Below are 11316 nucleotides of genomic sequence, written 5' to 3'. Positions count from 1 at the left end.
CTTTGATGTTCGTCAAAAGCTTTGGAGGAAACTGCTCTCACCTCTTGGAATGCTTTGGCGAGGATTTGCATCTAAGGCTGATTGAAGAACTATAGAGGAAAAAGGACTACTTGACTGCCTTGCTTGTTACAAATGCTGCAGAAGCCGTACTGCTTTTAAGACCTAGTCCTATTAATCGGAAAAGGGGTCATGAATAAGGAAATCAATCTGCCGAGACCACGGCAAACGACAATATTCAATAGTAGCTGCCCAAATACTTAACAGAGTCATGCAAGTTAGGGGCAAAATGGAAAACAAAGCGATTCACGCTTAAACCAAAAAAAAAAGAATGAAAAAGTTTTTTGCAGGAAATTCCTTTGTTTACCATATGTTTATACTGTTATTGTAGCCTTCAGTTTCTACCTTTCATGTTTAATGCCTCGCCATTTAGGGAAATGTTAAATATAGAGAAACTTGTAATTTATAATTAGGAAGGCGGAGGATGTATGAGTAATTTATTAGCTGCAAAGGAACGTACGGATTTAAAACAGTCCAATTTAAGGAATTTGAGGGAAAGCGGCGAAATCCCTGCGATAGTATATGGCAATCAAAATGACAGTACAGCCATTTCGGTCAATAATATTGAACTTCAAAAGACAATAAAGGAAATAGGCCGTAATGGTATCATTTCTTTGGACTTGGAAGGAACGAGTTATAAAGTCATGCTCTCTGACTATCAAAAGGATCCTATAAAGAACTTCATTTATCATGCAGACTTTTTAATTGTAGATATGTCCGCTCAATTACAGGCACAAGTTCGCATTAACCTTGTCGGTGTTTGTAAAGGCGTTAAAGACGGTGGTGTCCTTCAGCAGTCTCTTCATGAAGTGACGGTGACGGCTAAACCTAATGACATTCCTGAATCCATCGACGTTGACGTTACCGAACTACAGGTAGGGGATACAATCTACATATCTGATATCGAAACGAATCAGCAAGTTACTATCGACAATGATGGTGAAGAAGTTGTTGCATCTGTTTTGGCTCCTCGTCAGGAAGAGGAAATAGGTACAGGTGAACAGCAAGATGGAGGTATCCCTGAAAATGCAGAGGGCAGGGAGACAAAAGCGTCACCAGAGTCATGATGCCGGGATTAAACAAGTGAATCATGATATAATAGGCGTAGCTCTTAATGAGTTACGTCTTTTCAATCTCTGGATGCGTTTATTCAAACTGTGCCATTTTTAGGAATTGATTCCTTTAATTAGGGTTTATTTCTAATTAGTTCTCCGGTCGCTTGCAGTCCAGCTTGAAATTAGGGTACTATTTTTCTAAGGTCAATGATCTTGGAAAAAACTTCGTCCCAACGTAACTCCCTAAATAACCGTAATGACGGAGTGTGAAACATGAAAATTATTGTAGGGTTAGGGAACCCAGGTAAACAATACGAAAAAACCCGGCATAACGTCGGATTTGAAGTAATAGATGAGTTATCCAGAAAATGGTCGATCCCACTTGACCAAGCAAAACATAAGGGGATCTATGGTGTGGGAATGGTAAAGGGAGAGAAAGTTTTATTGCTTAAACCCTTAACCTACATGAATTTATCAGGAGAATCCATTTCGGCAGTCATGCATTTCTTTAAGGTGGATATCGCGGATGTAGTCATTATATATGATGACCTTGATTTGCCTCCAGGGAAGCTTCGCCTTCGTCAAAAAGGAAGTGCAGGCGGTCATAATGGGATAAAATCTTCAATTGCCCATTTGGGTACCCAAGAATTCAATCGAATCAGAATAGGCATTGGCCGCCCGATAGGCCGTATTCCAGTACCTGATTATGTATTAGGGCGTTTTACTCCTGAGGAATGGGATCATGTAGGGGCAACAATCGAAAAAAGCGCAGCTTCTTGTGAAGCCTGGATGGAAAAACCATTTATACAGGTCATGAACGAATATAACCAATAGGCAAAGAGTAGATATAAGTAAAGAATAATTCTTCCTGTTTCGCTGAATAAATCCCCTCTACTTTTGTACATACTAACACTATTACTTAAATAGGGGGTTACGAAATGGCTCTCCATTATCGATGCCGACATTGCGGAACTAAACTGGGCTCAATCGAGGCACACTCACTGAGTACGGAGCAGTTAGGTTTTAATCAACTTACCGATGAAGAGCGACAAGAGATGATCGTTTATGATTCTGAAGGGGATATGCATGTAAGGGCGATATGTGAAGATTGTCATGAATCGCTGCAGAGAAACCCTGAATTATATGAAAACGATTATATTATTCATTAGCGGGAGAGGGCTTTGGACAAAATCCAAAGCATTTTTCCGTTTGTCTGGTTTACAAGGGCATATAAAATGAGAAATTACCGTTAATAAAGAGGACGCTTGGTTTTAATGGCCAAGTTTAAATACAAGAGTTTCAAATGGTTTTCGCACGTTATAGAGGGGGGGAAAGAAAATGAATGGATTGCAAAACTTGTTCTCCAAACAAGATGATGTTCATTCGTTAATAGCCGGCATTGATGAAGGGCTTAAGGAACAAATCGTCTCTGGTCTGACAGGTTCCTCGAGATCACTTTTGCTGGCTTCCGTATATGAAAAGACGAATAGGCCGATTTTATTAGTTACCCATAATTTATTGCAAGCACAAAAATTCCATGAAGACCTATCCAGTTTCATTCCCGAGGAAGAATTATATATATATCCAGCCAATGAATTGATTGCGGCTGATTTGAGTGTGGCCAGTCCGGAGTTAAGGGCCCAACGTATAGAGGCATTGAATTTTTGGGCGGAGGGGAAGAAAGGGATTGTCATTGCGCCGATTCCCGGGGTCCGTCGTGTACTTCCTTCAAAGGATATTTGGAAGAGGCATCAGCTTACGTTCAATTTAGGGGAAGACATCGGGCTCGAACCAACGCTTAATAAATTCATTGCTATGGGGTATAACCGGTCTGAAATGGTTGCTTCTCCAGGTGAATTCAGTATCCGGGGCGGTATAATCGATATTTACCCGATCACGGAACCTAATCCAATACGAATTGAATTATTTGATACCGAAATAGATTCAATAAGGACCTTTTCAAGCGAAGATCAGCGATCCATCGAGAAACTCAAGAAAGTGACGATCGGTCCCGTCAGTGAGGCTTTACTAGAGACAGAGCACATCGAAAGAATCATAACAAGGCTTGAGAGCGGATTAAGTAAAAGCTTGAAGAAGCTTAAAGATGAGAAAACCAAGGAACAACTGGTTCAAACGATCAGCTATGAACTTGAGCAGCTGAAAATGGGAAATAAACCAGACCAAATCTTTAAATACTTAAGTTTAGCTTATGAAGATCCAGCTAGTTTAATAGATTATTTACCTGTAAATGGTTTGGTTTTCTTAGATGAAATCAGTCGAATCCAGGAAATCAATGATTCTTTGGAAAAGGAAGAGGCTGGTTGGTACACTGACCTTTTAAGTCAGGGACAGATTATCCATGACATAAAGTTGGCTCATCCCATGCAGGAATTAATAATGAAATCCAGCAGGCCGTTTGTATACCTTTCATTATTTTTACGGCATGTACCGCATACGAATCCTCAGAATATCCTGAATTTTGCCAGTAAACAAATGCAAAATTTCCACGGCCAGATGAATGTGTTCAAAGCTGAACTGGAACGGTGGAAAAAAGGGAAATTTACAGTCGTCATACTTGGACAGGATGATGAACGGGTAAAAAAACTGCATTCGGTTTTAGCCGATTATGATATAGAGGCCGCAGAACTGTTTGATGCGAACAGCATTCTTCCAGGTAAAGTACAGATTTTACGCGGCAGTTTAAATAGCGGCTTTGAATTACCCATGCAGAAATTCTGTATCATTACGGAAACGGAATTGTTTAATAAGAAGTCGAAGAAATCGACACGGAGACAGAAACTATCGAATGCGGAGCGAATCAAGAGTTATTCTGAACTTAAGATCGGTGACTATGTCGTTCATGTTAACCATGGTATCGGGAAATATTTAGGGATTGAAACCCTTACGATAAATGGGGTCCATAAAGATTACCTGAATATTCGTTATCAAGCGGATGACAAATTGTATGTTCCTGTTGACCAAATTGATCTTGTCCAAAAATATGTCGGTTCAGAAGGGAAAGAACCGAAGCTTTATAAGCTAGGCGGAACGGAATGGAAACGTGTTAAAAGCAAGGTTCAATCATCAGTTGAAAACATTGCTGATGATTTAATCAAGTTATATGCAGAAAGGGAAGCGGCAAAGGGCTATGCTTTTTCACCTGATGGTGATATGCAGAGAGAGTTCGAAACTTCATTCGCTTATAATGAAACGGAAGATCAATTACGTTCTATAGTCGAAATCAAAAAGGATATGGAACGGGAACGGCCGATGGATCGTTTATTATGCGGTGATGTCGGATATGGGAAGACAGAGGTGGCCATCCGTGCCGCTTTTAAAGCCATTATGGATGGCAAGCAAGTTGCCTTTCTTGTTCCGACCACAATCCTCGCCCAGCAGCATTATGAAACATTAAGGGAGCGTTTTCAGGATTATCCCATTTCGATTGGTCTTATGAGCCGTTTCCGGAGTAAAAAACAGCAAACGGAGACGATTAAAGGATTGAAGGCCGGCACGGTGGATATTGTGGTAGGCACGCATAGGATTTTATCCAAAGATATCGTGTACCGCGATTTGGGATTGCTTATCATAGATGAAGAACAGCGCTTTGGCGTTACACATAAGGAGAAGATCAAACGGTTAAAAACAAATGTGGATGTACTGACTTTGACTGCGACGCCGATTCCAAGGACCCTTCATATGTCCATGTTGGGCGTGAGGGACTTGTCCGTTATCGAAACACCTCCTGAGAATCGCTTCCCGATTCAAACTTATGTGATGGAGTATAATGGCTCGTTGGTAACGGAAGCGATAGAACGGGAATTGGCCAGGGATGGCCAGGTTTATTTCCTATACAATCGGGTAGAGGATATAGCAAGAAAAGCAGAAGAAATTTCCATGTTAGTACCCGATGCCCGTGTGACATTTGCTCATGGGCAAATGTCAGAGCAAGAGCTGGAAGCCGTCATGTTTGGCTTTTTAGAGGGTGAATATGATGTTTTGGTAAGTACAACCATTATTGAGACAGGTGTCGATATCCCGAATGTAAATACACTAATAGTGAATGAAGCAGATAGAATGGGACTTTCACAGCTCTATCAGCTACGTGGCCGTGTAGGGCGATCCAATCGGGTGGCATATGCATTCTTTACTTATAGGAAAGATAAAGTATTGACGGAAGTCGCAGAAAAACGTCTCCAATCCATTAAGGAATTTACAGAATTGGGTTCAGGGTTCAAAATTGCGATGCGTGATTTATCCATCAGGGGAGCTGGAAATATTCTAGGGGCTCAACAACACGGCTTCATCGATTCGGTTGGTTTTGATTTGTACTCACAAATGTTGAAAGAAGCGGTGGATGCAAAACGTAATGATCAACCAGTCGAAGAAAAGAACACCCTTGAAATTGACGTTGAAGTGGATGCATATATACCTGATGCCTACATAATGGATGGACATCAGAAAATAGAAATGTATAAAAGGTTCAGGGGCATTACCTCACTTGAAGAAGTGGAAGAATTACAAGATGAAATGCTCGATCGTTTCGGAGAGTATCCCGAAGAAGTCGCCTATCTATTCATGATCGCCGAGATGAAGGTATATGCTGAAAAAGCTGGAATTGAAAGCATTAAACAATTGAAGCAGGAAATCAGCATTCTTATTAGGGAAAAGGTAAGCAGCGATGTGGATGGACAAAAGGTGTTTGAGCTGGGATCAAAGTATGGCCGTATGGTTGGCTTTGGCATGGACGGCAATCGAATGAAGCTGGTCCTGCACATAAAAGGCGTAGAACAAAGCAAATGGCTTAATATCCTATTTGAGATGGCCAAGGGCTTACAGCATGTAAAAAAAGAGACTCAAGCCACAAAGAACTAAAAGTGAATGATTATCCTCTTGAAGAAATGTTTTTTAAGATACCATGGTAAAAGAGTGCAACGAAAAGAAAAATTTTTTCAAAGTGCATAGAACTTACCATTAGAAAAATACTAAGTACAATAGCTGGTGATGATTTTGCTACAAAAAGAGGATTTATCAAATCAATTAGATGAAAGTGAGGCAACATTAGATGAAAGCAACTGGTATCGTTCGCCGAATTGATGATTTAGGAAGAGTCGTCATCCCGAAAGAAATTCGAAGGACCCTCCGTATTCGTGAAGGGGATCCATTGGAAATCTTTGTAGACAGAGACGGAGAAGTCATCTTAAAGAAATATTCTCCTATTAGTGAATTAGGAGATTTTGCAAGAGAATATGCAGAAGCACTTTATGATAGCCTTGGAAACCCAGTTATGATTTGTGACAGGGATACTTACATTGCAGTGGCAGGTGGCTCCAAAAAAGAATACTTAAATAAAAGCGTTAGTGAACTAGTGGAAAAAATCATGGAAGAAAGAAATCCTGTTTTGGAATCTCCGAATGGACAAATTTCCTTCGTTGATTCAAATGACGAAGAGGTCCAATCATATACTGCAGCTCCGATCATTGCGAGTGGCGACCCGATTGGTGCCGTCTTGATTTTCTCTAAAGAAGGTACCATTGGAGAAGTGGAACAGAAATCGGTTGAAACCGCAGCAAGTTTTCTAGCTAGACAAATGGAACAGTAAGTTTGGACATGCCATTATATTTTTAGATGTGGAAAGGGCAGCAATCGCTGCCCTTTTTGCTCTTTATTAAACGGATTGGGGAGGACAATAAAAAGGAGGAGCATTTTCTCGAGGTGAATATGGGGATTAATTAACAGTATGGTTACAAATGAAAATTAACCACTTGAATTATGCTATAATAACTACCACATATGAGTGAAAAGGGGAAAAAGAATGGCTGAAAAGCCTTATAAAACTTCAAATGAACTTTTTCGAAGTGCGCTGATCCTGAGCGTAGCAGCGATTATCGTTAAAGTTTTGAGCGCGGCATATCGCATACCTTATCAGAACATAGCAGGCGACATCGGGTTTTATATCTATCAGCAGGTATATCCCTTCTACGGTGTTGCTTTTACATTATCAACACTTGGCTTCCCTGTTGTCATATCCAAATTGATCGCAGAGCGGGAGTCTTCAAAAAATAATTTTGCGGTCAAGGACATTTTAGTCACCTCATTCATCGTCTTAAGTTCGATAGGAATCATGATGTTTGCTGCACTGTTTCTTGGCGCTGATTGGATTGCCGGATGGATGAAGGATCCGAATTTAGCCAGTCTGCTAAGAATCACTGCCTATTCCTATTTATTAATGCCGATTTCATCCGTATTAAGAGGGTATTTTCAAGGAATAAACGACATGATACCTACAGCGAGTTCGCAGGTCGCTGAACAATGTATCCGTGTATTGACGATACTGGTGCTTTCCACAATATTCGTGTATCAGGGCTACTCTCATTATGTGGTCGGTAAGGGGGCGGTTTTCGGTTCGATTACTGGCGGCATAACTGGCCTGGTACTGCTTATTGTTTTCGTAATTTTAAAAGAAGAATGGAAGCTTTTTTTAAGAATGAATATCAAACCGGTAAATTTCATCAAGATTTCCAAAGTCCTGGTTTTTCAAGGGTTGGCCTTTTGCATAACTGGCTTGATCCTTATCTTGTTTCAGTTTGTCGATTCACTGCACCTGTATTCGCTACTAAGGGATACGGGGATGGGGGAAAAGGAAGCTAAAGAATGGAAAGGGGTATATGACCGTGGACAGCCATTGCTTCAGCTAGGGACAGTCGTGGCTAATTCTTTTGCATTGGCGCTTGTACCTGTAATATCTGGATTTGTTAAGAAGAAAAGTGAACAAGAATTACTCAATAAAATTAAATTGGCACTGCGTGTAAGTACGACAATTGGACTTGCTGCTGCGATTGGACTGTTAGTAACGATTAAGCCGGTCAATCAAATGCTGTTCACGGATGCCAAAGGAACAATTACTTTAGCAATTTTCTCCTTATCGATTTTATTCACATCCATCATAATGGCAGAAGCGGCAGTGCTTCAAAGTTTAGGTTACTCGTTTGTGCCGGTGATCATTACGATTATAGGTGTGGGCAGCAAGTGGGCTTTGAACCTTGTTCTTGTGCCCCATTACAAAACTGCGGGAGCAGCCTCGGCAACCGTACTTGCATTTATGATCATGACTGCATTATTTTATACGGTATTGAGAGTACATATTAAAAAGACATTAATTGAAAGGAAGTACCTGTTAATAATTTTGAAGAGTACGGTTTACATGGGTACGGCGGTTCTTATATTCAATGCCTTATTCCAATTGATATTTTCAGGTGAGAGCCGAATGTTAGCTACGATCCAAGCGCTGATCGGTGTAGGAATCGGTGCAGCCGTTTTTGTGATGACCGCCATTCGTGCAGGTTTATTTGGTGAAGAAGAACTTTCACTTATACCTGCTGGATCAAAGCTTAAACGATTTATAATAACGAATAGGAGTATACGAGATGAATGAGATTACGATAATAGGCCTTGGTGCAGGAGATTTAGATCAGCTTCCGCTAGGGATTTATAAAAAATTGACACAAACTGAACAATGCTTCGTCAGAACGATAGATCATCCTGTAATCGGGGATTTGAAAAGGGAAGGCATCAATTTCACGGCATTTGACGAGATATATGAAAAGCACGACCAATTTGAAGCGGTATATGAAGAGATTGCTGAAACTCTATTACAGGAGGCTTCAAGCCGTTCCGTTCTTTACGCGGTTCCAGGGCATCCAATGGTTGCGGAAAAAACGGTTCAGCTTTTGCTCGAAAAGGGTCCGTCTCTTGGAATAGCCATTAAGCTAGAAGGCGGTCAAAGTTTTCTTGATCCCTTGTTTCAGGCTGTTCAGATCGATCCGATTGAAGGGTTCCAGCTTTTGGATGGTACAGATCTTTCTCCGGATGATGTGCACATTACCCAGCACATGATAATCGGGCAGGTGTATGATGCTTTCAGCGCGTCCAATGTGAAGTTGACTTTAATGGGAAAGCTTCCGGATGACTACGAGGTATATATCGTCACAGCGGCAGGCAGCAGTCAGGAAAAAGTGACAAAGTGCGCACTGTTCGAACTCGACCGTCAGATGGAGTTAAGTAACTTGACGAGTGTTTATGTCCCGCCTGTTAGAGAAGAAGCGTTACGGTATCGGGAGTTTTCTAAACTGCGGCAAGTCATTGCAGAACTTAGAGGTCCTGGCGGATGCCCTTGGGATAAGAAACAGACTCATGAAAGCTTGAAGAAATATCTAATAGAAGAGGCATACGAGCTTATTGATTCCATAGATGAAGAGGACGATGAGGGCATGGTTGGTGAACTTGGGGATGTACTCCTTCAGGTGATGCTTCATTCTCAAATCGGCGAAGATGAGGGAATGTTCACGGTGGATGATGTGATTGAAGGCATTACTGCAAAAATGATTCGGCGCCACCCTCATGTATTCGGGGATGTTGAGGTGAATGGCGAGGAAGATGTATTAGTGAACTGGCAGAAAATCAAAGAAGATGAGAAAGGGAGCGAAACAAAGGCTTCAATTTCCATTCTGGATGGTATTGAGAAATCGCTGCCAAACTTAATTCGGGCAGAAGAGTACCAAAAAAGGGCTGCGAAGGTTGGATTTGATTGGGATGAGGTTTCCGAAGCGTGGAAAAAGGTTATAGAAGAAGTGCAGGAATTAGAAGAGGAAATATTAAGCCCGAATCGGGATGTCGAAAGAATTAAATCAGAGCTGGGCGACCTCTTTTTTGCGCTTGTCAACATTTCACGTTATTATGACATACAAGCAGAAGAAGCCGTCTACAAAGCAAACCAGAAATTTCACCAGCGTTTTACATATATAGAAGAGAGCATTCAAAGGGCAGACAAAAAGTTTGAGGATTATACATTAGAAGAACTGGATTCATATTGGGATGAGGCAAAAGCTAAAGGACTTTAATTAAGGGAGAGATTTGAATGTCGATGAGATTGGATAAATTCCTAAAAGTTTCAAGGTTGATCAAACGCCGCACACTTGCGAAGGAAGTTGCGGATAAAGGGAGAATCACGATTAACGGACAACAGGCAAAAGCAAGTTCGAGTGTTAAAGATGGTGATGAATTAACTGTACGATTCGGTCAAAAGCTGGTTACTGTGCGAGTCGATAAAATTCAAGAAACGACGAAAAAAGAAGCGGCTGCAGATATGTATTCCATCATAAAGGAAGAGAAGCTAGCAGAGGAGTAAGGACAGGCTTGGTTCTAATTCCCTTCTTACGGACATACACTTGTACAAAATCAGTGGTACTGTGAGGGATGAAAAAATGAGCCAATATATTGATCCGAATGCTGGTTACACAAAGGGAACGATCCAAGAGCATGATGTAACGATGAAAGGCCGCCGTTTACTTGATATTACCGGTGTCAAACAAGTGGAAAGCTTTGATAATGAAGAGTTTTTGCTAGAAACTTCAATGGGATTCTTATCTATCCGGGGCCAAAACTTGCAAATGAAGAATTTAGACGTTGATAAGGGCATCGTTTCCATTAAGGGAAAGATTTTCGACCTCGTTTATTTAGATGAGCAATCAGGGGAGAAAGCTAAAGGCTTCTTTGGCAAATTGTTCAAATGACCTTAACGACCCAATTTTATACGTTGCTTGCGATGATAGGCATGGGCAGTGCCTTTGGGGCTGCCCTGGATACGTATAGCCGGTTCCTGAAGCGTTCAGAAAGGAAAAGGTGGATTGTATTCATCCATGATTTCCTTTTCTGGATCATTCAGGGTCTCCTTATTTTTTATGTTTTGTTTTTAGTGAATGAGGGAGAATTTCGCCTCTATTTATTTTTGGCCTTATTATGTGGTTTTTCAGCTTATCAAGCACTTTTCAAAGGGTTCTATCAACGTTTTTTAGAGCTTTTGATAATACTGGTGATAAAGTTGGCGAGATTTATAACTGATGCGGTTCAAATGCTGATATTTCTTCCGATAAAATGGTTAATAGTATCTGTAATAGCCATTATTATCGGGATAGGTAAGTTCGTTTTAGCATTACTAAAATGGGCGGGGAAAATACTTCTCTTTATTTTAAATATTTTCTGGAGGCCATTAAAATGGATTCTGACCTATATATGGAATTTATTGCCGGTTTTTGTTACGAAAAACGTCGGGAAGTTTTATAATAAAGGAAAAGGGATTTTATTGAAAATAAAGAATTCTATAAATAGAACGCTAAATAGATGGAGAACTAAAAAGAAATGAGGA

General features: G+C 40.7%; 10 protein-coding genes. All 10 read left to right on the top strand.

What is annotated here, in order from left to right:
- Positions 1–485 precede the first annotated feature (485 nt).
- The 10 genes from ACFX4X_RS17445 to yabQ all read left to right on the top strand — a co-directional run bounded on the left by ACFX4X_RS17445 (position 486) and on the right by yabQ (position 11313).
- On the top strand, positions 486–1124 hold the full coding sequence (locus ACFX4X_RS17445) for a 50S ribosomal protein L25/general stress protein Ctc (RefSeq protein ID WP_061440333.1): 639 nt from the start codon (positions 486–488) through the stop codon (positions 1122–1124).
- A 261-nt stretch (positions 1125–1385) separates the two neighbouring features.
- Entirely contained in the window at positions 1386–1946 is a 561-nt protein-coding gene (pth, locus tag ACFX4X_RS17440) for an aminoacyl-tRNA hydrolase (RefSeq protein ID WP_061440334.1), read from the top strand.
- A gap of 104 nt (positions 1947–2050) precedes the next feature.
- The gene (gene fin, locus ACFX4X_RS17435; RefSeq protein ID WP_061440335.1) at positions 2051–2281 is read left to right on the top strand and encodes an anti-sigma-F factor Fin; all 231 of its coding nucleotides are present in this window, start codon (positions 2051–2053) and stop codon (positions 2279–2281) included.
- A gap of 169 nt (positions 2282–2450) precedes the next feature.
- Positions 2451–5987: a transcription-repair coupling factor gene (mfd, locus tag ACFX4X_RS17430; RefSeq protein WP_061440336.1), complete on the top strand. Its 3537-nt coding sequence runs from the start codon at positions 2451–2453 to the stop codon at positions 5985–5987.
- Positions 5988–6177: 190 nt separating this feature from the next.
- The gene (gene spoVT, locus ACFX4X_RS17425) at positions 6178–6714 is read left to right on the top strand and encodes a stage V sporulation protein T (protein ID WP_061144055.1); all 537 of its coding nucleotides are present in this window, start codon (positions 6178–6180) and stop codon (positions 6712–6714) included.
- Between the two features lie 213 nt (positions 6715–6927).
- On the top strand, positions 6928–8547 hold the full coding sequence (locus ACFX4X_RS17420; RefSeq protein ID WP_377385014.1) for a putative polysaccharide biosynthesis protein: 1620 nt from the start codon (positions 6928–6930) through the stop codon (positions 8545–8547).
- Positions 8540–10012, top strand: a complete 1473-nt coding sequence (gene yabN, locus ACFX4X_RS17415) for a bifunctional methyltransferase/pyrophosphohydrolase YabN (RefSeq protein ID WP_377385012.1) — start codon at positions 8540–8542, stop codon at positions 10010–10012. Before ACFX4X_RS17420 ends, yabN begins: the two co-directional genes overlap by 8 nt.
- Positions 10013–10035: 23 nt before the next feature.
- Positions 10036–10299 (top strand): RNA-binding S4 domain-containing protein, encoded by a 264-nt coding sequence (locus ACFX4X_RS17410; protein ID WP_061465928.1) that lies wholly within the window; start codon positions 10036–10038, stop codon positions 10297–10299.
- 76 nt (positions 10300–10375) lie between these two features.
- Positions 10376–10684, top strand: a complete 309-nt coding sequence (gene yabP / locus ACFX4X_RS17405; protein WP_053348985.1) for a sporulation protein YabP — start codon at positions 10376–10378, stop codon at positions 10682–10684.
- Positions 10681–11313 (top strand): spore cortex biosynthesis protein YabQ, encoded by a 633-nt coding sequence (gene yabQ, locus ACFX4X_RS17400; RefSeq protein WP_284469088.1) that lies wholly within the window; start codon positions 10681–10683, stop codon positions 11311–11313. Before yabP ends, yabQ begins: the two co-directional genes overlap by 4 nt.
- The last annotated feature ends 3 nt before the right edge of the window (positions 11314–11316 follow it).

Source organism: Peribacillus sp. YIM B13481 (genome assembly GCF_042787985.1).
Taxonomy (GTDB): domain Bacteria; phylum Bacillota; class Bacilli; order Bacillales; family DSM-1321; genus Peribacillus; species Peribacillus simplex_A.
The sequence above is the reverse complement of the archived record's forward strand: the minus strand, read 5'-3'. Positions and strand labels throughout refer to the sequence as shown.